This window comes from Alteraquisediminimonas sediminicola, assembly GCF_019740335.1.
Lineage (GTDB): Bacteria > Pseudomonadota > Alphaproteobacteria > Sphingomonadales > Sphingomonadaceae > Alteraquisediminimonas > Alteraquisediminimonas sediminicola.
The window spans coordinates 306,159-330,556 of the sequence record NZ_JAHXZS010000001.1; the positions used below are offsets into that span (position 1 = coordinate 306,159).

Genomic DNA, 24,398 nt, shown 5'->3' on the forward strand with positions numbered 1-24,398 from the left:
GAAAGCTGAATGAGCGTAGTGATGCTAGCCATCGTCTTCGGCCTTACGGCTGTAGCATATGGCGTCCTTACAAGTAGGCAGGTGCTGAACAGCCCCGCCGGCAATGCGAAAATGCAAGAGATCGCTGGCGCGATCCAAGAGGGGGCGCAAGCCTATCTCGGGCGGCAATATCGTACCATCGCCATGGTCGGCGTTGTGGTGGCGATTATCGTGGCTGCGACCTTGGGCCTGACATCTGCCACCGGCTTTGTGCTGGGGGCCGTATTATCGGGCGTGGCCGGTTATATCGGGATGAATATCTCGGTCCGTGCCAATGTCCGCACAGCGCAAGCGGCCAGTACCGGGCTACAGGCCGGTCTGACGCTCGCATTCCGCGCGGGCGCGATTACCGGCATGCTGGTGGCAGGCCTTGCCCTGCTCGCTATTGCGGTGTTCTTCTGGTATCTGACGGATATTCAGGGCTATGCCGTCAATGATCGGGTAGTCATTGATGCGCTGGTGGCGCTGGCATTTGGCGCTTCGCTCATTTCCATCTTTGCACGTTTGGGCGGCGGGATCTTCACCAAGGCCGCCGATGTCGGCGCGGATCTTGTCGGCAAGGTCGAAGCTGGCATTCCGGAAGATGACCCCCGCAACCCGGCGGTGATCGCGGACAATGTCGGTGACAATGTCGGCGATTGCGCGGGCATGGCCGCCGATTTGTTCGAAACCTATGTCGTGACCGTCGGTGCGACCATGGTGCTGATTGCGTTGCTGCTCGGCAATGCGGCGGGCGATATGCTGGCCCCGTTGATGAGCCTGCCATTGCTGGTCGGCGGCGTGTGCATCGTGACGTCGATTATTGGCACCTATTTCGTCAAGCTTGGGTCCAACAACTCGATCATGGGCGCGATGTACCGGGGCTTTATCGTCACGGCTGTCTTGTCCATTCCGGCGATCTGGTGGGCAACGTCCCACACGCTGGGCAGCATGGAAACGCTGATCGGCGCCAATCTTGATGGCACCGGCGGCTTTACCGGGCGCAGCCTGTTTTATTGCATGTTGCTCGGCCTTGCGATTACCGGGCTAATCGTCTGGATTACCGAATATTACACCAGCACCGCTTATCGTCCGGTGCGTTCCATCGCCAAGGCCTCGGAAACCGGCCATGGCACCAATGTCATTCAAGGTCTGGCAATCAGCCTTGAAGCTACGGCGCTGCCGACGCTCGTCATCTGCGTGGGCATCATCATTGCGTATCAACTGGCCGGGCTGATCGGCATCGCCTTTGCGGCGACATCGATGCTGGCGCTTGCCGGGATGGTCGTGGCGCTCGATGCTTATGGGCCGGTGACCGACAATGCCGGTGGCATTGCGGAAATGGCGGGGCTAGATGACGAAGTCCGCACCCGCACCGACGCGCTGGATGCCGTCGGCAACACCACCAAGGCCGTCACCAAGGGTTATGCCATCGGTTCGGCGGGGCTTGCCGCATTGGTGCTGTTTGCATCCTATACTATCGACCTCAAGGCGTTCTTCCCGGCGCTGATGGTCGATTTCAGCCTTGAAAACCCCTATGTGATCGTTGGATTGCTGCTGGGCGCATTGCTCCCCTATCTGTTCGGGGCAATGGGGCTGACCGCCGTTGGTCGTGCCGCCGGTGATGTGGTCAAGGATGTGCGCGACCAGTTCGCCAATGACAAGGGCATCATGGCCGGCACTAGCCGTCCGAATTATGCCCGCACCGTCGATCTCGTGACCAAGGCCGCCATCAAGGAAATGGTGATCCCGTCATTGTTGCCGGTGCTGGCGCCGATTGTCGTGTATTTTGTTATCACCGCGGTAGCGGGACAAGCCAATGGCTTTGCTGCCCTTGGCGCATTATTGCTGGGGGTGATCGTGAGCGGACTGTTCGTCGCGCTGTCGATGACATCTGGCGGCGGCGCATGGGACAATGCCAAGAAATATATCGAAGACGGCCATCACGGTGGCAAGGGTTCCGACGCGCACAAAGCGGCGGTGACCGGCGACACCGTGGGTGATCCCTATAAGGATACCGCAGGTCCTGCGGTCAATCCGATGATCAAGATCACCAACATCGTCGCGTTGCTGCTGTTGGCGGCGCTCGCGCACGGCGTTGTCTGAACTTCAGACCTATCGCTGAAAGACCCCGTCCGGTTTCCCAACCGGGCGGGGTTTTTCTTTTGGGCTTAGCCCAACCGGATCAGGCAATCGTGCAATTCGTCGAAATGATCGATGGTCGCATCTGCCTGCAAATCGGCCAATGTGCCGTTGAGGAACCCGAAGCCCACCCCAATGGACGGAATCCCGGCATTACGGGCCGCGCCCGTATCTGCCGTACTATCGCCGACAAACGCCGTGCGACCGCCACCGCAGCGGGCGATCATTTCATGGATCGGCGCGGCGTCCGGCTTGGCCTTGCCCGGCCCCATGGTATCGCCGCCGATGATCGTGGCAAAGCGGCTGGCCAGCCCGATCTCGTTCAGCAATTTCACCGCAAAGCGTTCATATTTATTGGTCACGACCGCGAGCGTTACCCCGCGCGCGGTCAGGCGATCCAGTGCCGCTTCCATGCCGTCGAACGCATGGGTTTCGACGCAGATATTCGCCTCGTAATAAGTAAGCAGCGCAGGCAGCGCGACCGCCAACAGGGCATCATCCATGCCGCCCGTGCGTTCCAGCCCGCGTTCGAGCATGACCTTCGCACCCCGCCCGACCAAATGGCGCACCTCATCGACCGGCACCGAAGGCCGATCAACATGATTGAGCGCGTGATTCATCGCGGCGGCAAGATCACCGCTCGTGTCCAATAAGGTGCCATCAAGGTCGAAACCGACGATCTGAAAAGGAAATGCCTGTGTCATGACGAAACCCATGCCCCGGAAGCGATGGAATTGGCAAGAATTTGATGACAGAGATGGGGTGATACAATATCCGTTCAAGCCTGTGCTTATCTAGAAAGTGTTCTGCCGATGTCCGTCGACTACCCGCTTGCCGCCATTATCCTCGCCGCAGGCAAGGGCACCCGCATGAAATCCGACCTGCACAAGGTGCTGCACCCGCTGGCCGGTCATCCGATGGTCGCGCATCTGCTCGGCAATCTCGATAGCCTTGATGTCGCCCGCAAGATCATCGTTACTGGTTCCGGACGCGAACAGGTGGAGGCAGCGCTGGCCGGGACCGGCGCAGATTTCGCGACGCAGGAACCACAACTCGGCACTGCCCACGCGGTGCAACAGGCGCAAGCGGCGCTCAAGGACTTTGTCGGCGATGTACTGATCATGTTTGGCGATGTACCGCTGGTCAGCGCCGACACCATGGCGCGGATGATCGAACGGCTGCATGCCGATGACAGCCCGGCAGTCGTCGTGCTCGGTTTCCGCCCGGAGGATGCCTTGGCCTATGGCCGGATCGTCGCCGATGAGGATGGGCGGATCGTCAAGATGGTCGAATATAAGGATGCGAACTCCGCCGAACGCGCGGTCAATCTGTGCAATAGCGGGCTGATGGCGCTCCGCGCCGATGATCTGTGGCCGCTTCTGGATCGCGTCGGCAATGATAATGCCGCCAAGGAATATTATCTGCCGGATGTCGTGATGATCGCGCTGGCGGATGGGCGATCATCGGCGGTGATTGAGGCGGCAGCCTATGAGGTCGCGGGGATCAACAGCCGCGCCGAACTCGCGATTGTCGAACGCGCATGGCAAGATCGCCGCCGCCAACAGGCGATGGCCGATGGCGCGACCCTGATTGCGCCGGAAACCGTATGGTTCAGCCATGATACCGTGATCGGACGCGATGTGGTGATCGAGCCGCAGGTGTTCTTCGGTCCCGGCGTGACCATCGCCGACAATGTCACGATCCACGGCTTCAGCCATATCGAGGGCGCGACGATTGCAGCCGGTGCGGAAGTCGGCCCTTATGCGCGGCTGCGCCCCGGTGCGAAGATCGGGGAAAAAGCCAAGATCGGTAATTTTGTCGAGGTCAAGAACGCGACATTCGGCGCGGGCGCAAAGGCCAATCATCTATCCTATATTGGCGATGCGGACGTCGGTGAAAAGGCGAATATCGGCGCAGGCACCATCACCTGCAATTATGACGGCTTCTTCAAATATAAGACCGTGATCGGCAAGCATGCGTTTATCGGGTCAAACTCCGCGCTGGTCGCCCCGGTCAATATTGGCGAGGGCGCGATTATTGGCGCGGGGTCGGTGCTGACCCGCAATGTCGAGGCCGGATCATTGGCGGTTGCGCGTGGCGAGCAGAGCGAACACAGCGGCTGGGCCACCCGTTTCCGCAAGGCGATGCAGGCGAAAAAGGACGCGGCCAAAGCGAAATAATCGGCTTTTCGTTCCCTTATTGTTCTGCTATCGCTGATGGATGGCAAAGGTTCAAAAACGTTATGTTTGCGCTGCATGCGGGTCGGTCACGCTCCGTTGGCAGGGCCAATGCGCGGATTGCGGCGCGTGGAATTCACTGAGCGAGGAATCGCCCGCCGCTGCTACCCCCTTTGCCGCCAAGCATCATCTGCGCGCCGGTGGGCAGAAAATCCAGATGTCCGGTCTGGATGTGCCAACCCCCTTGCCCCCACGCTGCCCGACCGGCATCGGTGAATTCGACCGAGCATTGGGCGGCGGATTGGTTGCAGGGTCCGCGATTTTGATCGGCGGCGATCCCGGCATCGGCAAATCCACCTTATTGTTGCAGGCGGCGGCGCGGATTGCCCGCGCAGGCGGCAATGTCGTCTATATCAGCGGCGAAGAGGCGAGCAATCAGGTGCGGCTGCGGGCGATGCGGCTCGGTCTTGGCGATGCGCCGGTGCAACTCGCGAGCGCCACCTCGGTACGCGATATTCTCACCACTTTGGAGGCCGCGCCCGCCCCTGACCTGCTGATTATCGATTCGATTCAGACCATGCATTCGGATGTGATCGAAGGCGCACCCGGCACCGTCAGCCAGGTTCGCGCCTCGGCGCAGGAATTGATCCGCTTTGCCAAGGAACGCAACACGGCGCTGGTGCTGGTCGGCCATGTGACCAAGGACGGGACGATCGCGGGGCCGCGCGTGTTGGAACATATGGTCGATACGGTGCTCGCGTTCGAAGGCGAGCGCAGCCATCAATATCGGATCTTGCGCGCGATCAAGAACCGCTTTGGCGGGACCGAAGAAATCGGCGTGTTCTCAATGAATGAGGGCGGGCTGGATGAGGTCGGCAACCCCTCCTCGCTCTTTCTCACCCAGCGCGGCGAATCTGTCGCGGGCGCGGTGGTCTTTCCGGCATTGGAAGGGACCAGACCCGTGCTGGTGGAAATTCAGGCACTTACCGTTCGATTAGCGAGCGGCGCAACGCCGCGCCGCGCGGTCGTCGGCTGGGATAGCGGGCGTTTGGCGATGATCCTCGCGGTGCTGGAATCGCGCTGCGGCCTTAATTTCTCCACCTGCGAAGTCTATCTCAACATCTCCGGCGGCTATCGCATTACCGATCCGGCTGCCGATCTCGCGGTGGCCGCCGCCTTGGTGTCGGCGCTGGGAGAGCGCCCCCTGCCCGCGACCAGCATCGCCTTTGGCGAGGTCGCGCTATCGGGTGAAATCAGGCCGGTGGCCCATGGCAATTTACGATTGAAGGAAGCGGCCAAGCTCGGATTCGAACGCGCCTATCTACCGTCCGGCACCGTCAATGAGGGTGCAAACTTGACATTGGACGCGGTTGGACGGCTTGATCGTCTCGTTGACGGCATTTTGGGACGGGCATAGAGAAAACGCGATGACCAAATTCACTGCACTCGACATGATCCTGATTCTATTGATGGGCTTCGGCGCCTTCATGGGATTTATGCGCGGCTTTGTGCAGGAGGCGCTCTCACTCGCCGCATGGGGGCTGGTGATTGTCGGGCTGAAATTCCTGCATGAACCACTGACCAATAAATTAGAGGCAGTCGGCAGCACCAATCACAGCGCGGCATCTGTCGTGGCCTTTGCGGCAGTGGTGGTCGTCATTGGCGGGCTGGGCCGCTATTTCGCCCGCAGACTCGGCCAAGGGACGCGGGAAAGCCTGTTGGGGCCATTTGATCGGGTGCTAGGCGTCGGCTTTGGCGCGATCAAAGGGCTGATTGCGGCGACATTGATCTATCTGGTCGGCAATCTTGGCACCGACATCATCTGGGGCGGCGATTCAGAACGCCCCGAATGGATCGCCTCGTCCAAGACCTACCCGCTGTTGCAGGCAAGCAGCCGCGCGATCATCGACTTTGTCGATCATCGCCGCAATGGCGGCAGCGAGGGCAAATCGAAATCCAAGGGCAAGTCCGATAAATCCGTGACGAAATCCCAAGGTGAGCCAAACTCGGACACCGAGGGCAAGTCCAATGGCGACATTGCAAAGAGCCTGATCAAAGATCTGCTATGAGCGCGCCGCTCTATAATGCGGACATTTTGCGTCTCGCCACCAACATCCCGCATCATCAACGGCTCACCGCGCCACACGCAACGGCAGAGCGCCGCTCCCCGGTGTGCGGCAGCCGGATTGTCGTCGATGTGTCTCTCGCCCCCGATGGCCGTATCTTGGCATTGGGGCAAGAGGTCCGCGCCTGTGCCTTGGGGCAAGCAGCGGCATCCTTGATGGGCGCACATGCGATAGGCATGGCATTGCAGGATATTGAGGCCGCGCGCGATGCACTGGCAGATTTCCTCGCGGGCAAGCGTGATGATCCGGGCGCATGGCCGGGGTTGAAGATTTTCGCCCCCGCCCGCCCCCATGTGGCACGACACCCCTCCATCCGCCTGCCGTTCGAGGCCTTGGCAGAGGCCGTAGTGCAAGCCTTGCAAGGACATGATCTATGACCCGAATGAATTGGCTGCGACTGATCGGTCTGTCCGGCGCACTCGCGGTCCTTGCCGGGGCATTTGGCGCACATGGCCTAAGCGGCAAAGCGGCAGAATGGGCGCGAACGGGCGCAGCTTATCAACTGCTGCATCTGGCCGTGGCGCTGGTGGTATTGCTGGGAGCAAAGGGCGGTCGCCCCCTCCACAAGACATTGGCGATGCTTGTCGGCGGCGGCTGGCTGTTCGCGGGGACGCTTTATGCAATGGCGCTGGGCGCACCGCATTGGCTCGGCGCGATCACACCAATCGGCGGGGTGATGCTGGTGCTTGGCTGGCTCGCGCTCCTCTGGAACGCGTGCCGCCTGTAACTTTATGCCTCAGCGTCGAGAAACGCAGTGACATCGGCAAGGTCGACGCCCTTTTCCACCCGCGCATCGCCAATGCCGTGGCACAGAATGAATGGCAGTTTTCCGCCGGTCATCTTCTTGTCATGCAGCATATGTTCGACCAATGTCGCACCGCTGGCCTGCACACCGGATGAGGCGAGGTCATAGGCCATGTCGAGGCTGCGGAAATGCGCGGCAAGCTGGTCCGCCTCCGCCATTGTCGCAATCCCGATACGTGCGCTGTAACGCAAGGCCAACACCATGCCGACCGCAACCGCCTCGCCATGCAGCAAGCGGCTGGAAAAGCCCATTTCCGCTTCCAGCGCATGGCCAAATGTATGCCCGAGGTTGAGCAAGGCGCGACGATCCAGCGTTTCGCGTTCATCTTCGGCCACCACCGCCGCCTTGGCCGCCACGCTCATCGCAATCGCATATATCCGCGCTTGGGCGTCGCCCGCCAGCAATTTCGCGCCATTTTCAATGCACCAATCGAAGAACTGCTTATCTCCGATCAGGCCATATTTGATGACCTCGGCATAGCCCGCCCGCACTTCGCGAATTGGCAGGCTATCCAGCACATCAGGGTCGATCAGGACATGGACCGGCTGATGAAATGCGCCGATCAGATTCTTGCCCGCCTTGCTGTTGATCGCGGTTTTGCCGCCAACGCTGCTATCGACCTGCGACAACAGGGTCGTTGGAATCTGGATGAAATCGCAACCGCGCTTGAGGATCGCCGCCGCAAAACCGACGAGATCGCCAATCACGCCGCCGCCAAGCGCGATGATCGCGTCCGAACGTTCGACCCCCAATGCCAGCAATCGGTCGGTCAACGCCTCCAGTTGTGCCCAGCTTTTGGTGCTTTCGCCTGCGGGCAGGATGATCGGCTCGACCACGACCTCTGTCGTGCCCAGCGCTGTCGTCAGGCGATCCAGCCACAGATCAGCGACATTGCGATCGGTGATGACAATCGCGCGGCCCCGTTTGATAAAGGGTGTCAGCAGCACGCCCGCACGATCAATCGCGCCTGCTTCGATATGAATGTCATAGCTGCGGCCACCCAGTGCGACCGGCACGATCTTGGATTCAACTATCATACAGGTTTAAGGCCTCTACAATCGCCCGGACAGCCGCTTCATGCGGCACGGGCTTGCTCGGAATACGGATATGGGCCTGGGCATAGACCGGGTTACGTTCTTTCAGCAGCATTGCCAGCACATCGCGCGGGTTCTTGCCGTCCAACAACGGTCGGCCTGCCCGACGGCCCACGCGTTCGACCAATGTATCCAATTCGGCATCGAGCCAGATCACAATCGCCTTATCCAGCAACAATTGCCGCGTTTCCGCCTGCATGAATGCACCGCCACCGGTCGCGATCACCTTGGGCTGGCCATCGACCAACCGGGCGATCACGCGGCGTTCGCCGTCGCGAAATTCGCTCTCGCCATATTGCGCGAAGATTTCCGGGATGGTGCAGCCCGCCGCGTCTTCAATCGCATGGTCCGAATCGATAAACGGAATGTCGAGCGCCGCCGCCAGCCTTTTGCCGATGGTCGATTTGCCACAGCCCATCATCCCGATCAGCGCAATCGGGCGGTCCGGCTTTTTCAGTCGGCTATCAATCAGTGGGGCGTCTTCTGTCGTCATGTTGTAGGGGCTATACACAGGACGAGTGATTGGGGCAAAAGGGTCTCGATCAAAATTTCGGTTTAAGGGAACAGCATCATGCGTTCATCTTGGGTTTGGCTCATTTTGCTGGTGGCAATTGTCGGTGGCGCATTTTATTTTGCGAGCATCAATACCGAGCAACCGATCCAGACAATTAATGTGCCGGTCAATAATGCGGTCTGATTTTTTGCGCCGTAAAGCTGTCGTGCCTATCGCCCTTGCGACATTCGCGGGGGTCAGCCTCTTGGCATTCGGTGTGCCTGCGATTGGTCAGGGTAATCCCGAATCCTTGCTGCCCGAAGGTTTTGGCGATCCGGTAGAGCAAGCCCCCGCGCAACCTGCCGGGCCAACGAAAGCAGCGCCCGGTCGTGCCCAGCCAACCGGCCTGCCGGATATCAAGCTGCCAAGCAATGCTGCGGAAACGCAAGGCGCGCCTGCGGTTGCGGGCGTTATTGAAGAAACCGGCGATCTGGCGGCCAGCGAAGATACGCTCGCGGAAAAGCCTGCCACTTATGAAATGCCGCCGTCATCCTTGCGCCGGGTCGATAAGATCGGACGGTTGGTTCCGGCCAATGGCGGGCTGAATGCAGATGCCTTTGGCGGTCTGCACGGCAAATATCTGATATCGCTGATGCACGACATGGACGCGCCGATTGCCTCGCGCTGGGCCTCGATCCTGTTGCGCCGCACATTGCTAAGCCAGATCAACACGCCACGCGACGTCAAGCCCGCCGATTGGGTCGCCGAACGCGCTGCCTTGTTGCTGCGCATGGGTGAAGCCGATGCCGCCCGCGCATTGGTGCAATCGGTCGATGTCCATCGTTTTACCCCGAAATTGCTGGAAGTCGGCGCGGATACGGCACTCGCCACCGCCGATCCTGCCGCGCTTTGCCCGCTGGTTCAGCCTGCATTGGCGGTCAGCAAGGACCCGAAATGGCAATTGTCAGAAGCAATTTGCGCCGCCCTTTCCGGTGAGGCCGCGACCGCGACCGCACTGATCGACCGGCAGAAGATGCGACAGGGCAATGGCTCGATCGATGTCTTGCTGGCGGAAAAAGTCGTCGGCGCAGGCGTGAATGGTCGCCGCGCGGTGAAGATCGAATGGACCGGGGTCGATCAATTGACGAACTGGCGTTTCGGCTTGGCCAATGCGGTCGCGGTCGAGATTCCGGCCCCATTGTTCGATACCATCGGTCCCCGCGCCTTGGCATGGCAGGCGCGCGCCCCCTTTGTGCCGTTCGCCAATAAGATGGAGGCCGCGCGCAAGGCCGCCGTCATGGGCGTGTTTTCATCGCAGAATTTGGTCGATCTTTATGCGGGTGCCGCGCTTGGCATGGACCCGGTGGAATTTGTCGATAGCCCCGGCGATCTCTTGCGCCGCTGCTATGTCGGCAATTTGGAAGAACGGCTGGATACGCTGCGCATGATCTGGGGCGATGCCGAGGACGATCAGGCGCGTTATGCCGCGATGTTGCTAACCGCCCGTGCCGCAGCCTATTTGCCGCCCCATGTCGCGTTTGAAGGTGATATCAATCAGATCATCCCTGCGATGCTGAGTGCCGGTCTTGATAATCAGGCCGCGAAATGGGCGGTGCCGTTGACCAAGATGGAAGACAGCAAGGTCAGCATGGCTTGGGCTGCGCTATCGCTGGCGATGCCGCGCACTGGCACGACCACGCGCATCAACCGGGTCAAGGACTTCATCTCCGACGATGACAGCAGCGATGGCCGCCGGTCGCGCATGCTCGTCGCCGGATTGGTCGGTCTGGGACGCCTGCCCGCATCCGAGGTCAAGGCCGCGATTGACGATAGTGGCCTCGACATTTCCGCGAACAGCGCATGGAGCAAGGCCATCGCGCTCGCCGCCCAGCGTGGCCAGCCCGGCACGGTCGCCTTGTTGGCCGCGACAGGCATGCAGGCGAAAAGCTGGCAAGGCATCCCCGCTAACCATCTGTTCCACATCGTCCGCGCGCTCAATCAGGTCGGGCTGGAATCGGCGGCGCGGATGATCGCGGTTGAGGCCATTAGCCGGACATGAGCGGGGCATGAGCGAGGCCGCAGCCCCGGCGTCATCGATGGACCGGCGGCTGATCGATCAATTCGCCGAGATGCTGGCAGCGGAACGGGGCTGTGCGCTTAATACATTGCTCGCCTATCGCACCGATCTGAACAGCGCATCGACGTTGCTGGGCGGTAGGCTGGCAGAAGCGACGCGCGATGATCTCGTGCGGCTGGCGGCGAGTTGGGCCGAGCTTGCGACATCGAGCGTGTCGCGCAAATCATCGGCCTTGCGCCGCTTTTTCGCGTTTCTGGTCGATGAAGGGCATCGCGCCGACGATCCGGCGGCAGCCCTGCCCCGCCCCGGCGCACAGCGCGGCCTGCCCCGCACATTGAGCCATGAGGATGTAAACGCCATTTTCCAGCGGCTGGCGGAACGCTTGTCCGAACGCCCGGATGTCGCGAACCTGCGGCTGTCGGCGCTGATCGAGCTTTTATACGGCTCCGGCATGCGCGCGACCGAATTGGTCAGCCTGCCGCGCGAGGCCGTGCGCGTCGATCAGCCGTTCATCATCCTGCGCGGCAAGGGCGGCAAGGAACGGCTCGTGCCGATTTCAGATCGCGCGCGTCATGCCGTGATCCGCTGGCGGGAAACGGTGCCGCCCGAATCGCCTTATCTCTTCCCATCGGGCAAATCATTTCTCAGCCGGGTGCGGTTGTTTCAGATTGTGCGCGCCTTGGCGGCAGAAGCGGGCATCGCGCCCGAACGCATCAGCCCGCATGTCCTGCGCCATGCCTTTGCTACCCATTTGCTGGAAGGAGGCGCGGACTTGCGTGCGTTGCAGACGCTGCTCGGCCATGCGGACATCGCGACGACCCAGATTTACACCCATGTCGGGACGCAGCATCTCGAAGAACTAGTCAACAGCCGACACCCACTCGTTGACGAGACAGCCCCCAAACCTTAAGCGGTCAGACATGATCAGCTATCTCGACTTTGAAAAGCCGCTGGCGGAACTTCATGCCCGGATTGAGGAATTGCGCGAAACCGGCGAAAGCGGTTCGATCAATATCGATGCGGAGATCAAGAAGCTTCAGGCCAAGGCTGATAAACTTCAGTCCGACCTCTATGCGAAACTGAGCCCGTGGCAGAAGGCGCTGGTCGCCCGTCACCCGGATCGCCCGCATTTCCGCGATTATGTCGCCGGGATGGTCGATGATTTCATGCCGCTGGCAGGCGACCGCGCCTTTGGCGACGATCAGGCCATTCTGGGTGGCCTGGGCCGCATCAACGGCCAGCGCGTCATGGTCATCGGCCATGAAAAGGGCGATGATACTGCCAGCCGCCTGCGCCACAATTTCGGCATGGCCAAGCCGGAGGGTTATCGCAAAGCGATTCGCCTGATGGAATTGGCCGACCGTTTCGGCATTCCGGTGGTGACCTTGGTCGATACCGCAGGCGCTTTCCCCGGCATTCAGGCCGAAGAACGTGGCCAAGCCGAAGCCATCGCCCGTTCGACCGAGGCCTGCATCAAGCTTGGTGTACCGATGGTCGCGGCAATTGTCGGTGAAGGCGGTTCGGGCGGCGCGGTGGCGCTGGCGGCGGCCAATCGGGTGCTGATGTTCGAGCATGCGGTCTATGCCGTGATTTCGCCGGAAGGCTGCGCGTCGATCCTGTGGCGTACGGCGGATAAGGCCGCAGACGCGGCAGAGGCCATGCGGATCACCGCGTCGCAGTTGAAAACGCTTGGCGTGATCGACCGGATCGTGGCGGAACCAGTGGGCGGCGCGCATCGCGACCGCGAATTGGCAATCGACAATTTGAAGAATGCGATTGCGGATGAGCTGAAATCGCTCGGCAACGTTTCGCCTGCCAAGCTGCGCCAACAGCGTCGGGATAAATTCCTGACGATGGGCAGCTAAAAAAGCCCTCTAAATACAGATACGCCCCGGTTTTAGGCCGGGGAGTTTATCTGATGATATCAATGAATTTTAAAGGTGCATCGAACCGGTCTTAATTGACCGGCATGATGAATTCATCCTTGCGCACCTGCCCCGTTTTTTTGCGGACAAGTTCATCGGCAAAATCAGGATCGACGTTGGAGGGATTCAACAAGCGCACCTGATTGGCGAGATGCGCCCGCTCCTTCTCCACCACCACCAGCTCTTTTTGCTTGGCGGCGATCCGATCATGATAATCGGTTAGCGCCAGCAGGCCGTTGGAGCCGAGCAACGCATACCCCGCGAAATTCGCGATGACGAGCAAGGCCAGTGCGGGACCGGCAACCTTGCGCAGCAAAGCGAGTTTTTCACGGGGTGTCGTCATAGGTTCAGTGAATCACACCAGAGTCTCAGTTTCAAGGCTTATTTCGCGAAAATCGACTTGCCCGCATAACGCGCAGCATCGCCCAATTCTTCCTCGATGCGGATCAGCTGGTTGTACTTGGCCAACCGGTCCGAACGGGCCATCGACCCGGTCTTGATCTGACCGCAATTGGTGGCGACCGCGAGATCGGCAATGGTGTAATCTTCAGTTTCACCCGAACGATGCGACATCACAGCCGTATAACGCGCACGATGCGCCATGTTGACGGCTTCGAGCGTTTCGGTGAGCGTGCCGATCTGGTTGACCTTGATCAGGATCGAGTTCGCGAGGCCGCCCTTGATGCCGTCCGCAAGACGGGCCGGGTTGGTCACGAACAGATCGTCGCCGACCAGCTGCACCTTATCACCGATCTTGTCGGTCAGCAGCTTCCAGCCTTCGAAATCATCTTCGCTCATGCCGTCTTCAATCGACAGGATCGGGTAACGCTTGCACAGGTCCGCGAGATAATCGGCCATTTCCGCAGGGGTGCGAACCTTGCCTTCGCCTTCGAAATTATAAGCGCCGTTCTTGAAGAATTCGGTCGATGCGCAATCGAGCGCCAGCACGATGTCTTCGCCCGGACGATAGCCCGCCGCTTCAATCGACTGCATCACGAAATCAAGCGCATCAGGGGCGCTTGCAAGGTTCGGCGCAAACCCGCCTTCATCGCCGACCGAGGTCGACAGGCCCTTGTCGTGCAGCTTCTTCTTCAGCGTGTGGAAGATTTCCGCACCCCAACGCACACCTTCCGCCAAAGTCGGCGCGCCGACCGGCATGATCATGAATTCCTGGAAATCGATGGGATTGTCGGCATGCATGCCGCCATTGATGATGTTCATCATCGGCACCGGCAACACATGGGCCGACACGCCGCCGACATAGCGATAGAGCGGCAGGCCGCGCGCTTCGGCAGCAGCCTTGGCCACCGCCATCGACACGCCGAGAATGGCGTTCGCGCCGATGCGGCCCTTGTTGGGCGTGCCATCGAGATCGATCATGCGATAATCGATGTCGCTCTGGTCTTCGGCTTCCATGCCGGTGATTGCATCGGCGATTTCACCGTTCACATTGGCGACAGCCTGAGTCACACCCTTGCCGAGCCAGCGGTTCTTTTCGCCATCGCGCAGTTCGACAGCTTCATGCGCGCCGGTCGATGCGCCCGATGGCACAGCGGCACGTCCAAAGCTGCCATCTTCAAGCAATACATCGACTTCAACCGTTGGATTACCGCGGCTGTCGATGATCTGGCGACCATGGATATTGATGATGGCAGTCATGTTCGATTTCTCCACATGCTAATGGCGCGTTTGCCCGTTCAAACTCTTGATCGCGCTCCATAGGCATTTTGTCGCAAAACGCCATAATTTTTCGCATCATCTTTGGGTGGCCCACTGGCATCTGACGCGAATACGGCCCATATCATGAACCATAGCGGCATATTGCCGTCCAATTTGCGATGCCAAATTTTTGCGATGGAGGTCGATGATGGAACAACCGACGACAACGACGCCTAGCCCCGCCTCACCCCCTGTTTTGATCAAAGCCAAAGCGCCCGCCGTGAAAAAGCCCGCCAAAACGGCCAAGCCAGCCGAACAAACTGATGCCGCGCCCAGCCTGCGCGATCAGGCCACCGCCAAGGCTCATGAGCTTGCTGAAGTCGGCAGGGACAAAGCGAGCGCCATGTTGGAAAATCTGACCGCCCTCACCGATGATGTCGCCGCCAAGATGCGCGAGCGCTTTGGCGATAAATATCCCGATTATCTCGCCGATATGGCAGGCAAGATGGCCGCGATGGCGGTCGATTTGCGCGCCAAGGATGTCGATCAGATGGTCGAGAACACCCGCGAGTTCGTCCGCAAGCGCCCCGCCGTCGCGATTGGCGCTGCCGCAGCAGCTGGTTTCCTGCTGGCGCGACTGGTGAAATCGGGCAATGGCGCAGCGTCTGAACCAAGCGACACAGGCGCGGCCTGATCTGCATCATAAACGAATAGGCAACGCACACATATGGGGCAACATAGCGACGATCAACCTGCCGAAGGCAACACGCCCGAGGATGAGGAGAGCGTAAAGGAACTGTTCGGTCGGCTGATCGATGATGGCACGGATCTCGTCCGCGCTGAACTCGATCATCGCCGCCTGCTCGCGACTCGTCGCATTTATGAAGCCCGTCCGTTTATCGCCTTGGGCGCGACCGGTCTTGCCATTGCTATGGCTGGGCTGGTTGCGACGATCATGCTGCTGGGCCTGTCGCTGGCCGAATATATGCCCTTGCCGGTGGCGGCGATTGTAACGGCCTCCCTCGCCTGTCTTGCCGGTTACATTCTCGCGCGGCGGGCATGGATTAATGTGAGCCTGTTGTTCGCGCAGGCCAAGGCCGATATGGCGATATTGCAGGATGCCAAACTCCAAAATGATGAGCCGGCATGACCAGCGACATTGACGCGCGCATCCAATTGGCCGCTGCCGAGCGCTTGGCCGCACGGGCGCGTCTGTCGGAAACTTTGGCCACAGTGCAGCATCGGCTGGACCCGTCAGTATTGGCAGATAACGCGTTCGCGAAAATGCGCTCGCAAAGCAGTGCGCTCGCCGAGCATGCCGCCGATTATGTGCGCGAACGCAAACCGACATTCATCGCGATTGCGGTGGCGGGCGTGATGTGGTTTTTCCGCAAAGACATTGCGCGGATCGTCACTTGGGCAATGACGGCGGTGCATCAACACGCATCTGAAACTGCACATGAATTACATGAGACCGATGAGGGACTGAAATGAACGACACACCCGGCACGCCACTCGACATTGCCGACGAACATGGTCTGAATGAGGAACCGGGTCTGGCGGAGGCCGCCGTCGAACGGATTGACCACCACCCCATCGCCGCATTGATTGGCGGCGTGGCATTAGGTGCATTATTGGGCGCGGTTTTTCCTGTGACACAGAAAGAGCGGCAGAAATTAGGACCATTGGGCCGCAAAGTCACTGACAAGGCGCGCGAAGCGGCCCATGTCGCCACGGAACGCGGCAAGGCAAAGCTTGATGAGTTGGGCTTTAATCGCGACAATGCCAAGGCGCAGGCCGACCGCCTGGTCGCCGGGATCAAGGATGTCGCTGCTCAAGCGCGCAAGACCGTATCCAAGGATGATGACAACACGCCCAGCGCGTAAACCCTGCCTCAACTTATTGGATACGGGTTGATTAAAGCACCATTCACACACTATCAGCCATGATCATTAGGTCTATTGGCTAGAAATAGCCGTGATGTTGCTTTTGGAGATGAGAATGAAGTTCCCGAAAATATCGGCCCTGTTGTTTGCGCTTGCGCCTTTGTCGATGGTTATTGCTCCCTTGCCTGCGATGGCCGAAGTTGTGGCTAACAAGGATGCGCGCACCTTTATCGATACCTTGGCCCAAGAAGGGTTCGTCATTCTTCGCAACAATGATCGCAAGGCTGGACGGCTGGAATTCCGCCGCTTGCTGCAACAGCATTTTGCTGTCGATGCGATTGGCGACCGCCTGATCAACCGTTGGCGCAACAAGATCACCCCGGCGCAATATCAGGCTTATAAGGCTGCATTCCCGGATTATGTGCTGAACCTCTATGCCGACCGTCTGTTCGACTTTGCCAAGGCTGATTTCCGCATCATTCGCGCGGTCGAACGCAATAATATTGGCGCAGTATCGACCTCGGTACGCCAGCCCGGTGCGGCTCAGCCGATCAATTCGATCTGGGCCGTTCAGCGCGCGGGTGCGAATTACCGCGTCACCAATCTGACCGTGGGCGGGATCAATTTGTCGGTGACTCAATCGGCGGATTTTGATAGCTATATCCAGCGTCACGGTTTCGATGCGCTGGTCAAGTTTATGAAGACTCCGCGCTAAAGACTGAAAGCTCAGCATTCGTCCCCGTAGGCGCGGGATTGGCAGCTTGAACCGGCATATTTTGTCGCTGCGTCATATCGCTGCACCTACGGGAGATAGAGTTTGAGTAAATTGCACCTCGTTTTTGGCGGTCGCGTGAAAGACCCCCAGGATCTCGATTTTACCGACCCTTCCAATCTGGATGTCGTCGGCATTTTCCCGGATTACAGCTCCGCCGAAAAGGCATGGCGCTCCGCCGCGCAAAGGACTGTCGACGACGCCGAAATGCGCTATGTCGTTGTACATCTCCACAAATTGCTAGAACCGGGCCTTTAATAAAAGCCGTTGCGTGATGCGCCCGGCGCTATTCAGGCCCGGGCGGCATCCATTGGCGCCGTTGCCGCGACAAGGCACAGTTCCGCGGCCAATGCTTCGTGCAGCTTGATCACCGTCTCGCCATAGAGTGCCTGATCCGCAGGGTCGAAGCAGAGGATCAGTTCCCGGCCATTATTCATCAACCGGCTGCGCGCCAAGGGGGCGGCAGTGCCGGCGCTCCAGCGTTGCGCCAGCCGGATCGCCATGCCAGCACGCCGCGCCACATCGATTTCGGTCACCGATGCCAATTCGGTGATGATCGGGTCCAGCCGCTTCGGATGGCCGCCAAGCCCGGCGTACAAAATGGCGGCAAGCACTGCCCTGCCCTCGCCATCAATCCCCACCAAATTGCCATGCAGCGCAATCTCAACCCCACGTTCGGGACGGAAATCCGGATGCGCGCGCCAACTCACATCGGCAAGGGTGCAGGCCGCCAGCCGCAACCTCGCCAGCGCGGGATCGGGCGTTTGACCATATTCGAGCGCGGGTGCGATCCAGCGGTCGAGCACCGCCCCATGTTCCGGATAGCGGCCCTGACGGAACGCCTCTTCCCGGCACAATGCGATCAGCGGATCAATCGCCTGAATTTTGGGATCGAGCGACGCATATAACAGCCCCTCGCGCAGGCCAAAGGCCGATGCAATCAACTGGCTGGTCCCCAATGCCCGGACCAATTGTGCCAGCAACTCACTCGCCTCACCCAGCATCCGCAGGCGGGCAGACGAGACATTGGCGACCTGACGCATGACCTGCCGGTCCATCGTCGCGAGGCGCACCTGCAACCACGGCACGGATTCGGCGGAAAAACTATAGGCATGAACGATCGGCAGCGGATATTGGTTGAAATACATGTGCGCCTTGGCAAGCGACCGCCATGAACCGCCGACCAGATATAAAGGCAGATCCTTGCCGCGCCCGGCCCAGCCCGCATCGGTGATCGCCTGACGGATCAGATGTTCGACCGATTTCGGGTCTTTTTCGCGCAAGGCCGACAGGCGCAGCACACCAAGCGGAAAGGACACGACATCGGTGATCTCACCATTCTGGACCCGCGCTAGTTCGAGACTGCCGCCGCCCAGATCGCCTACAATGCCATCGGCATCCGGCATGCCCGCAATAACGCCGAGCGCCGCCGTGCGTGCTTCTTCGCTGCCGGAGAGGATGCGGGGATCAAGACCGAGCGCGCGGATTTCATCGAGCAACTCGCGACCGTTCAGCGCATCGCGCACCGCCGCCGTGGCGACCGTTTGAACATCGTCCACCGCTATATCATGCAAAATCGCGACAAAGCGCTTTAACGCGCCGATAGTCCGCGCCCATGCCGCCGGATCGAGCGTGCCGTCCGCCCCCATATTCTTGCCAAGGCCAGCCAGCACTTTTTCGTTGAACAGGGTATTGGGCGCGCGCGCCGGACCGTCATAAATGACGAGACGGACGCTATTCGACCCAATGTCGACAATGGCGGTGCGGCGCCGGGACGAATCAAATTTGGTCACGGCCCCGCACTACAGCCTAAGCCAAAGGTCGAACAGTATTATTCGGCAGCCATCGCATCGACCGGCGCTTGCCAGTTCAGCACCGGCTTGCGTGCTGCCAAAGTTTCATCGAGACGACGACGCGGCGCGAAAATCGGGGCGGCCTTCAACGCCGGATCGCCCGCCCGCGCACGTTCCGCCAAGGACCGCACCGCGCCGATATATTGATCGAGCGCCGCTTTGCTTTCGGTTTCCGTCGGCTCCATCAGCATCGCGCCATGAACGACGAGCGGGAAATAGACCGTCATCGGGTGATAGCCCTCGTCGATCAGCCCCTTGGCGAGGTCAATCGTCGAAAAGCCGTCCGCAAAGCCATCGTCCGAGAACAAGGCCTCATGCATGCACGGGCCGCTCGCCCCAAATGGCGCGACCAGCACATCGTCCAAAGACCGCAGCACATAATTCGCGTTCAACACCGCATCTTCGGCGACCTGACGCAGGCCATCCGCGCCATGCGAGAGAATATAGGTCAGCGCACGGGTGAACATGCCCATCTGGCCATGGAACGCGACCATGCGGCCAAAGGTTTCGGCATGATGGTCTTCGGCGGTTTCTTCTTCGATCAGGACGAAATGATCGCCCTGTTTCTCGACGAATGGCAAAGGCGCGAAAGGTGCCAGCGCCGCCGACAATACGACCGGCCCGGAACCCGGACCGCCGCCGCCATGCGGCGTCGAAAATGTCTTGTGAAGATTGATGTGCATCGCATCGATGCCAAGATCGCCCGGACGCACCCGCCCGACGATGGCGTTGAAATTCGCGCCATCGCAATAGACATATCCGCCTGCATTATGAACGGCATCCGAGATTTTCTTCATATCCCGTTCGAACAAACCGCAGGTGTTCGGATTGGTGATCATCACCCCCGCCACATCCGGCCCGAGCCGCGTCATCAGCGCCGCCAGATCGACGCGGCCTTCTGCCGTTGCCGGGATATTTTCGACCTTATAGCCGCAGAATGCCGCCGTCGCCGGATTGGTCCCATGCGCGCTTTCCGGCACGAGAATGACCGAACGCTCCGATCCCGCCGCATCATGGGCGGCGCGGATCGCCAACAGGCCGCATAATTCGCCATGCGCGCCCGCCTTGGGGCTCATCGCGACGGCGGCCATGCCGGTCAGGGTTTTCAGCCATTCGGCCAGTTCATGAATGACCGCAAGTGCGCCTTGGGTCGTCTGCACCGGCTGGAGCGGATGGAGATCGGCAAAACCGGGCAATCGCGCCATTTTTTCATTGAGGCGCGGGTTATGCTTCATCGTGCAACTTCCCAAAGGAAACAGCCCTAAATCAATAGCATAGTTCTGGCGGCTCAGACGGGTATAATGCCGCACCGTTTCCGGTTCCGACAGGCCCGGCAGATCGACCGGGGCCGCACGCATCAGGCCACCAAGGCGGTTATCGTCAATGACGGTATCCGGCAGATCGACGCCAGTGGAGTCAATGCGGCCAATTTCGAACAGCAACGGCTCTTCCAGCATCAATGCGCGATTGCCGGTGAAGGTCGCGACACTGTCTGCGCTACGTTCGCCTATTTCGGGACGCCAGCCGCTTTTGTTGATCGTCGTCATGCCAACACCTCCTGCAATGCGGCTGCAAAGGCCTCAATATCCTCATCCGACACGGTTTCGGTCACAGCCACCACCAGACCTTGGCCAAGTTGATCATTGCCCGGATACAGCCGTCCCAAGGAGACACCACCCAAAATGTCGCGATCTGCGAGCAGGCGGATCACCGGACGGGCTTCCTTCGGCAATTCCAGTGTGAATTCATTGAAGAAATTGCTGTTGATCAATCGCACGCCCGGCACCTGCGCAAGGCGCTGGGCGGCAGCAATCGCGCGGCCATGATTGAGCTTGGCCAATTTCGCCAAACCACCACCCCCAAGCAAGGTGAGATGAATATTGAAGGCCAATGCGCAAAGGCCTGAATTCGTGCAGATATTGCTCGTCGCCTTTTCGCGGCGGATATGCTGTTCGCGGGTCGAGAGCGTCAGCACGAACCCGCGCTTGCCCTCGGCATCGACGGTTTCACCACACAAGCGGCCCGGCATCTGCCGCACGAATTTTTCCTTACAGGCGAACAGGCCGAGATACGGCCCACCGAACTGGAGGCCGACGCCGAGCGACTGCCCCTCGCCCACGACAATATCCGCACCCAATTCACCCGGCGAACGGATGAGACCAAGTGCCACCGGCTCCGTCACCACCGCGATCAACAACGCGCCCTTGGCATGGGCGGCATCGGCAATCGGGCGCAAATCGGGGATGCGGCCCAGAATATCGGGATATTGGACGACGACGCAGCTCGTCTTATCGTCAATCGCCGCAATAACGCGGTCCGTATCGGCCTCCGCCGACAGATCCGGCACATCGCTCACCAATTCATCGCCGGTGAAACGCGCCATCGTCTGCGCGACCGATACATAATGCGGGTGCAGGCCGTTGGAGAGGACGGCGCGCGCCTTTTTCGTCACGCGCCGGGCCATGCTGATCGCTTCCCAACACGCGGTCGAGCCATCATACATCGACGCATTCGCCACATCGCAGCCGAACAACCGCGCAACCTGCGTCTGGAATTCGAACAGCATCTGCAACGTGCCTTGCGCGATTTCCGGCTGATACGGCGTATAGGCCGTCAGAAATTCACCGCGCTGGATCAGATGATCGACGCTCGCCGGGACATGGTGACGATATGCGCCTGCACCAAGAAAGAATGGCACCTCTGCCGCCGACAAATTCTGCCGCGCGAGCTTCGTCATATGGCGTTCGACCGCCATTTCGCTGGCATGGAGCGGCAGACCCGCAATCGGGCCGTCATGCTGGGCAACGTCCGGCACATCGATGAACAGATCATCGATCGAGCCAGCACCGACCTTGGCCAGCATTTCGACGCGATCAGAAGGGGTAAGTGGCAGATAACGCATTCAATCTTCTCCTCCCTCCCGCTTATGGGAGGGCCTTAACCCTTAAAGAGCCGCGACAAACGCCTGATATGCAGCCGCATCCATCAGGCCTTCCAACTCGCCCGCATCGGCGAGCGTCAGCTTGAAGAACCAGCCGTCCGCTTCCGGTGCGCTGTTGACGAGTGCGGGATCATCGCCGAGCGCGTCATTGGCCGCCGTCACGGTACCGCTGACCGGCGCGTACACATCCGATGCGGCCTTGACCGATTCCACCACGGCGGCTTCGCCACCCTTGGTCACGGTCGCGCCAATGACGGGCAATTCAACGAACACGATATCGCCCAACTGGCCCTGTGCGTAATCGGTGATGCCGACGGTCGCCTGCGCGCCGTCTACGTCGATCCATTCATGCTCATCGGTGAAATAGCGGGTCATTTGGCGGCTCCTTTGCGGACATAATGATGGGGAACAAATGGCATGGCCGTCACCTGCACCGGCACGCGCTTGCCGCGCACTTCGGCCTCAAATGACGTGCCGATCTTGGCATAAGCGGCGGTGACAAAGCCCATCGCAATCGGGCGATCAAGCGTCGGGCTATGGCCGCCGGAGGTGACACGGCCAATCTGCTCGGCCCCTGCAAACAGCAATGCGCCTTCGCGCACCGGCATCTTGCCCTCGACCAACAGGCCGACGCGCTTGGTCTTGGGACCATTGGCGATGGCGTTGATGATCGGTACAGCGCCGGGGAAGCCCGCATCCATGCGACGACGCTTGGACACAGCGAAGGACAGATCGGCGGAAATTGGGTCGATCTCTTCATCCAGATCATGGCCATAAAGCGGCAGACCTGCCTCCAACCGCAGCGAATCACGCGCGCCAAGGCCAATCGGCTTTACTTCAGGCTGGACGCACAGGGCATAAGCCAGCGCCTCGACATGCGAAGCCGGCACGGAGATTTCAAAGCCATCTTCGCCGGTATAGCCCGAACGGCTGATCCACAAAGGCTCTTCACCCCAGAGGAAGCTATCCGCCTCCATGAAGCACAAGCGGCGCACGCCCGGCACGATGCGTTCGAGCGCATCGACAGCCTTTGGCCCCTGCAACGCCAGCAAGGCGCGATCATCGAGATGGTTGAGCGTGATTTCATCCGGCAGATATTCGCGCAAATGGCCGATATCTTCCCATTTCACCGCACCATTGACGACAAGGTAAAAGCCGGTGGGCGTGCGGGTGATCATCAGATCGTCGAGAATGCCGCCATCTTCGTTCAGCAGCAGCGAATAACGCATCTTGCCTTCGGCCAGACCCATGATGTCGCCGGGGAGAATGGCTTCCAAAGCCTGATCCTCGCCCTCGCCGGAAACGATCAACTGGCCCATATGGCTGACATCGAATAGGCCCGCATTTTCACGGGTCCAGCGATGTTCGGCGATAATGCCTTCATATTGAATCGGCATGGAATAGCCCGCAAACGGCACCATCCGCGCGCCCTTGGCCCGATGCCAGCTATCGAGCGGCAGTTCGAGAATTTCGTCCACAATGTCATCATCGGACGTATTTTGTGTTTGATCGCTCATTTCATCGCTTTCCATGACAGGTCCAAGAGCCCCGATGCCAGATAGGCAACCGAAGTTCCTGCCCCCTCTGTCACGGAACCTGAGAGCTTTGATGACAGGAGGCAAATACATGCGCCCAATCACTTACCCCTTCGGCGGATCAGCGCAGCCTTTCAGCCGCCCAACCTCTTTCCAGAGTATCGCATTTGCCCGTGCGGTCCCTTGTGCCTGAGAGATTCCGGGGCGGTTGCTCCTTCGGCGGCGGCATGTAGGACGAACCAACATACCACACTCTCCCGCGCGGTCAGCGATGTTGAGTCAATTGGAGGTCAGACCGATTCGAGTCAACCTCGCATAAAGTGAAAAGCAATCAGTTTGGCGTATCATCCATCGCAAACACCTCTTCCGCCTGTGCGCTAGACAGGGATCGCGCGAAGAGTTTCAGCATTTCCCCACGGCTTTTCAGCACATCTTCCAGCGTATACGCATCAAGCACACGAAAAAACGCGGCCATCGCCTCATCCAGCACCGATTGCAGCACGCAGACCGGCGAAATCAGGCAGGCATCGCAATCGAGCAGGTCCAACCGCGCCTCGGTCGAACGCACCACCGCGCCGACATTGATCTCCACCGGCAATTTCGCGAGGCGGATGCCGCCGGAACGCCCGCGCAGCGCCTCGACAAGGCCGCTGTGGGAGAGATGGTTGACCACCTTCATCAAATGATTCTGCGAAATGCGATAGACGCTGGCGACCTCATGAATCGAACACAGCCGATCCGGATGCGTGGCGAGATAGATCAGCACGCGCAGGGCATAATCGGTGTGGCGGGTTAATTGCATAGACGGTCCCTCATCTTATCGCGTCCTATAACATATGTTGGTGAAGACACCAATTTGATGCAGATCAAATACAGCTTTCCAAATTGGATATAT

General features: G+C 59.8%; 27 protein-coding genes and 1 riboswitch. Of the genes, 16 read left to right on the forward strand and 11 right to left on the reverse strand.

From position 1 onward, the window contains the following. Positions 1–9 precede the first annotated feature (9 nt). Positions 10–2,124: a sodium-translocating pyrophosphatase gene (locus K6117_RS01595; protein WP_221792019.1), complete on the forward strand. Its 2,115-nt coding sequence runs from the start codon at positions 10–12 to the stop codon at positions 2,122–2,124. Positions 2,125–2,189: 65 nt separating this feature from the next. Here the strand turns inward: K6117_RS01595 and K6117_RS01600 are convergent, their stop codons facing one another. Beyond that, positions 2,190–2,864, reverse strand: coding sequence for an HAD-IA family hydrolase (locus K6117_RS01600; RefSeq protein ID WP_221792020.1), 675 nt, complete (start codon positions 2,862–2,864; stop codon positions 2,190–2,192). 108 nt (positions 2,865–2,972) lie between these two features. Between K6117_RS01600 and glmU the strand changes: the two genes are divergently transcribed. From glmU to K6117_RS01625, 5 genes are read left to right on the forward strand one after another with little or no spacing between them, the layout of a single operon-like run. Then, complete coding sequence (glmU, locus tag K6117_RS01605; RefSeq protein ID WP_221792021.1) at positions 2,973–4,340, forward strand: bifunctional UDP-N-acetylglucosamine diphosphorylase/glucosamine-1-phosphate N-acetyltransferase GlmU; 1,368 nt, start codon at positions 2,973–2,975, stop codon at positions 4,338–4,340. A gap of 40 nt (positions 4,341–4,380) precedes the next feature. Further along, complete coding sequence (gene radA, locus K6117_RS01610) at positions 4,381–5,754, forward strand: DNA repair protein RadA (protein WP_221792022.1); 1,374 nt, start codon at positions 4,381–4,383, stop codon at positions 5,752–5,754. Between the two features lie 10 nt (positions 5,755–5,764). Continuing rightward, positions 5,765–6,406 carry a CvpA family protein gene (locus K6117_RS01615; protein WP_221792023.1) on the forward strand — a complete coding sequence of 214 codons (642 nt, stop codon included), beginning with the start codon at positions 5,765–5,767 and terminating at the stop codon, positions 6,404–6,406. Beyond that, positions 6,403–6,840: an iron-sulfur cluster assembly scaffold protein gene (locus K6117_RS01620; RefSeq protein WP_221792024.1), complete on the forward strand. Its 438-nt coding sequence runs from the start codon at positions 6,403–6,405 to the stop codon at positions 6,838–6,840. The genes K6117_RS01615 and K6117_RS01620 overlap by 4 nt, the downstream gene beginning before the upstream one ends. After that, a complete protein-coding gene (locus K6117_RS01625) occupies positions 6,837–7,190 on the forward strand; it encodes a DUF423 domain-containing protein (RefSeq protein ID WP_425514675.1) in 354 nt (117 codons plus the stop codon). Before K6117_RS01620 ends, K6117_RS01625 begins: the two co-directional genes overlap by 4 nt. Positions 7,191–7,192: 2 nt before the next feature. Here K6117_RS01625 and aroB read toward each other — a convergent pair whose 3' ends face one another. After that, positions 7,193–8,305, reverse strand: coding sequence for a 3-dehydroquinate synthase (gene aroB / locus K6117_RS01630; protein WP_221792025.1), 1,113 nt, complete (start codon positions 8,303–8,305; stop codon positions 7,193–7,195). After that, positions 8,295–8,855 carry a shikimate kinase gene (locus K6117_RS01635; protein WP_221792026.1) on the reverse strand — a complete coding sequence of 187 codons (561 nt, stop codon included), beginning with the start codon at positions 8,853–8,855 and terminating at the stop codon, positions 8,295–8,297. Before K6117_RS01635 ends, aroB begins: the two co-directional genes overlap by 11 nt. Positions 8,856–8,933: 78 nt before the next feature. Between K6117_RS01635 and K6117_RS01640 the strand changes: the two genes are divergently transcribed. The 4 genes from K6117_RS01640 to K6117_RS01655 are packed head-to-tail and all read left to right on the forward strand — an operon-like array spanning position 8,934 to position 12,797. Then, positions 8,934–9,059 carry a DUF4748 domain-containing protein gene (locus K6117_RS01640; protein ID WP_221792027.1) on the forward strand — a complete coding sequence of 42 codons (126 nt, stop codon included), beginning with the start codon at positions 8,934–8,936 and terminating at the stop codon, positions 9,057–9,059. Positions 9,060–9,063: 4 nt separating this feature from the next. Next, the gene (locus tag K6117_RS01645) at positions 9,064–10,914 is read left to right on the forward strand and encodes a hypothetical protein (RefSeq protein ID WP_246604754.1); all 1,851 of its coding nucleotides are present in this window, start codon (positions 9,064–9,066) and stop codon (positions 10,912–10,914) included. Between the two features lie 7 nt (positions 10,915–10,921). Further along, on the forward strand, positions 10,922–11,842 hold the full coding sequence (locus K6117_RS01650) for a tyrosine recombinase (protein WP_221792028.1): 921 nt from the start codon (positions 10,922–10,924) through the stop codon (positions 11,840–11,842). Between the two features lie 10 nt (positions 11,843–11,852). Further along, complete coding sequence (locus tag K6117_RS01655) at positions 11,853–12,797, forward strand: acetyl-CoA carboxylase carboxyltransferase subunit alpha (RefSeq protein WP_221792029.1); 945 nt, start codon at positions 11,853–11,855, stop codon at positions 12,795–12,797. Between the two features lie 91 nt (positions 12,798–12,888). Here K6117_RS01655 and K6117_RS01660 read toward each other — a convergent pair whose 3' ends face one another. After that, the gene (locus tag K6117_RS01660; protein WP_221792030.1) at positions 12,889–13,200 is read right to left on the reverse strand and encodes an FtsB family cell division protein; all 312 of its coding nucleotides are present in this window, start codon (positions 13,198–13,200) and stop codon (positions 12,889–12,891) included. A 38-nt stretch (positions 13,201–13,238) separates the two neighbouring features. Further along, positions 13,239–14,516: a phosphopyruvate hydratase gene (eno, locus tag K6117_RS01665; protein WP_221792031.1), complete on the reverse strand. Its 1,278-nt coding sequence runs from the start codon at positions 14,514–14,516 to the stop codon at positions 13,239–13,241. A 280-nt stretch (positions 14,517–14,796) separates the two neighbouring features. Between eno and K6117_RS01670 the strand changes: the two genes are divergently transcribed. The 6 genes from K6117_RS01670 to K6117_RS01695 all read left to right on the forward strand — a co-directional run bounded on the left by K6117_RS01670 (position 14,797) and on the right by K6117_RS01695 (position 17,432). Further along, positions 14,797–15,210, forward strand: a complete 414-nt coding sequence (locus tag K6117_RS01670) for a hypothetical protein (RefSeq protein WP_221792032.1) — start codon at positions 14,797–14,799, stop codon at positions 15,208–15,210. A 33-nt stretch (positions 15,211–15,243) separates the two neighbouring features. Next, positions 15,244–15,666: a phage holin family protein gene (locus K6117_RS01675; protein ID WP_221792033.1), complete on the forward strand. Its 423-nt coding sequence runs from the start codon at positions 15,244–15,246 to the stop codon at positions 15,664–15,666. After that, positions 15,663–16,010, forward strand: coding sequence for a DUF3618 domain-containing protein (locus tag K6117_RS01680; protein ID WP_221792034.1), 348 nt, complete (start codon positions 15,663–15,665; stop codon positions 16,008–16,010). The genes K6117_RS01675 and K6117_RS01680 overlap by 4 nt, the downstream gene beginning before the upstream one ends. Beyond that, positions 16,007–16,402 carry a hypothetical protein gene (locus tag K6117_RS01685; protein ID WP_221792035.1) on the forward strand — a complete coding sequence of 132 codons (396 nt, stop codon included), beginning with the start codon at positions 16,007–16,009 and terminating at the stop codon, positions 16,400–16,402. The genes K6117_RS01680 and K6117_RS01685 overlap by 4 nt, the downstream gene beginning before the upstream one ends. A 115-nt stretch (positions 16,403–16,517) precedes the next feature. Continuing rightward, entirely contained in the window at positions 16,518–17,117 is a 600-nt protein-coding gene (locus tag K6117_RS01690; protein WP_221792036.1) for an MlaC/ttg2D family ABC transporter substrate-binding protein, read from the forward strand. Positions 17,118–17,219: 102 nt separating this feature from the next. Then, entirely contained in the window at positions 17,220–17,432 is a 213-nt protein-coding gene (locus tag K6117_RS01695) for a DUF4170 domain-containing protein (protein WP_221792037.1), read from the forward strand. Positions 17,433–17,464: 32 nt separating this feature from the next. Here K6117_RS01695 and K6117_RS01700 read toward each other — a convergent pair whose 3' ends face one another. The 6 genes from K6117_RS01700 to K6117_RS01725 form a co-directional block, all read right to left on the reverse strand. Beyond that, positions 17,465–18,967 carry a Ppx/GppA phosphatase family protein gene (locus K6117_RS01700; protein ID WP_221792038.1) on the reverse strand — a complete coding sequence of 501 codons (1,503 nt, stop codon included), beginning with the start codon at positions 18,965–18,967 and terminating at the stop codon, positions 17,465–17,467. Positions 18,968–19,005: 38 nt separating this feature from the next. Further along, positions 19,006–20,574: an aminomethyl-transferring glycine dehydrogenase subunit GcvPB gene (gene gcvPB, locus K6117_RS01705; RefSeq protein ID WP_221792039.1), complete on the reverse strand. Its 1,569-nt coding sequence runs from the start codon at positions 20,572–20,574 to the stop codon at positions 19,006–19,008. Beyond that, a complete protein-coding gene (gene gcvPA / locus K6117_RS01710; RefSeq protein ID WP_221792040.1) occupies positions 20,571–21,929 on the reverse strand; it encodes an aminomethyl-transferring glycine dehydrogenase subunit GcvPA in 1,359 nt (452 codons plus the stop codon). Before gcvPA ends, gcvPB begins: the two co-directional genes overlap by 4 nt. Before the next feature lie 42 nt (positions 21,930–21,971). Continuing rightward, the gene (gene gcvH / locus K6117_RS01715) at positions 21,972–22,343 is read right to left on the reverse strand and encodes a glycine cleavage system protein GcvH (RefSeq protein WP_221792041.1); all 372 of its coding nucleotides are present in this window, start codon (positions 22,341–22,343) and stop codon (positions 21,972–21,974) included. Beyond that, positions 22,340–23,485, reverse strand: coding sequence for a glycine cleavage system aminomethyltransferase GcvT (gene gcvT / locus K6117_RS01720; RefSeq protein WP_221792042.1), 1,146 nt, complete (start codon positions 23,483–23,485; stop codon positions 22,340–22,342). The genes gcvH and gcvT overlap by 4 nt, the downstream gene beginning before the upstream one ends. A 184-nt stretch (positions 23,486–23,669) precedes the next feature. Continuing rightward, positions 23,670–23,773, reverse strand: a riboswitch (glycine riboswitch). Positions 23,774–23,834: 61 nt separating this feature from the next. Further along, on the reverse strand, positions 23,835–24,305 hold the full coding sequence (locus K6117_RS01725) for an Rrf2 family transcriptional regulator (protein ID WP_221792043.1): 471 nt from the start codon (positions 24,303–24,305) through the stop codon (positions 23,835–23,837). Between the last annotated feature and the right edge of the window lie 93 nt (positions 24,306–24,398).

Bases quoted from the DNA above. Each gene is read 5' to 3' on its own strand.
- K6117_RS01595 (WP_221792019.1), top strand. From the start codon at position 10: ATGAGCGTAGTGATGCTAGCCATCGTCTTCGGCCTTACGGCTGTAGCA.
- K6117_RS01600 (WP_221792020.1), bottom strand. From the start codon at position 2,864: ATGACACAGGCATTTCCTTTTCAGATCGTCGGTTTCGACCTTGATGGC.
- glmU (WP_221792021.1), top strand. From the start codon at position 2,973: ATGTCCGTCGACTACCCGCTTGCCGCCATTATCCTCGCCGCAGGCAAG.
- radA (WP_221792022.1), top strand. From the start codon at position 4,381: ATGGCAAAGGTTCAAAAACGTTATGTTTGCGCTGCATGCGGGTCGGTC.
- K6117_RS01615 (WP_221792023.1), top strand. From the start codon at position 5,765: ATGACCAAATTCACTGCACTCGACATGATCCTGATTCTATTGATGGGC.
- K6117_RS01620 (WP_221792024.1), top strand. From the start codon at position 6,403: ATGAGCGCGCCGCTCTATAATGCGGACATTTTGCGTCTCGCCACCAAC.
- K6117_RS01625 (WP_425514675.1), top strand. From the start codon at position 6,837: ATGACCCGAATGAATTGGCTGCGACTGATCGGTCTGTCCGGCGCACTC.
- aroB (WP_221792025.1), bottom strand. From the start codon at position 8,305: ATGATAGTTGAATCCAAGATCGTGCCGGTCGCACTGGGTGGCCGCAGC.
- K6117_RS01635 (WP_221792026.1), bottom strand. From the start codon at position 8,855: ATGACGACAGAAGACGCCCCACTGATTGATAGCCGACTGAAAAAGCCG.
- K6117_RS01640 (WP_221792027.1), top strand. From the start codon at position 8,934: ATGCGTTCATCTTGGGTTTGGCTCATTTTGCTGGTGGCAATTGTCGGT.
- K6117_RS01650 (WP_221792028.1), top strand. From the start codon at position 10,922: ATGAGCGAGGCCGCAGCCCCGGCGTCATCGATGGACCGGCGGCTGATC.
- K6117_RS01655 (WP_221792029.1), top strand. From the start codon at position 11,853: ATGATCAGCTATCTCGACTTTGAAAAGCCGCTGGCGGAACTTCATGCC.
- K6117_RS01660 (WP_221792030.1), bottom strand. From the start codon at position 13,200: ATGACGACACCCCGTGAAAAACTCGCTTTGCTGCGCAAGGTTGCCGGT.
- eno (WP_221792031.1), bottom strand. From the start codon at position 14,516: ATGACTGCCATCATCAATATCCATGGTCGCCAGATCATCGACAGCCGC.
- K6117_RS01675 (WP_221792033.1), top strand. From the start codon at position 15,244: ATGGGGCAACATAGCGACGATCAACCTGCCGAAGGCAACACGCCCGAG.
- K6117_RS01680 (WP_221792034.1), top strand. From the start codon at position 15,663: ATGACCAGCGACATTGACGCGCGCATCCAATTGGCCGCTGCCGAGCGC.
- K6117_RS01685 (WP_221792035.1), top strand. From the start codon at position 16,007: ATGAACGACACACCCGGCACGCCACTCGACATTGCCGACGAACATGGT.
- K6117_RS01690 (WP_221792036.1), top strand. From the start codon at position 16,518: ATGAAGTTCCCGAAAATATCGGCCCTGTTGTTTGCGCTTGCGCCTTTG.
- gcvPB (WP_221792039.1), bottom strand. From the start codon at position 20,574: ATGACGACGATCAACAAAAGCGGCTGGCGTCCCGAAATAGGCGAACGT.
- gcvPA (WP_221792040.1), bottom strand. From the start codon at position 21,929: ATGCGTTATCTGCCACTTACCCCTTCTGATCGCGTCGAAATGCTGGCC.
- gcvH (WP_221792041.1), bottom strand. From the start codon at position 22,343: ATGACCCGCTATTTCACCGATGAGCATGAATGGATCGACGTAGACGGC.
- gcvT (WP_221792042.1), bottom strand. From the start codon at position 23,485: ATGAGCGATCAAACACAAAATACGTCCGATGATGACATTGTGGACGAA.
- K6117_RS01725 (WP_221792043.1), bottom strand. From the start codon at position 24,305: ATGCAATTAACCCGCCACACCGATTATGCCCTGCGCGTGCTGATCTAT.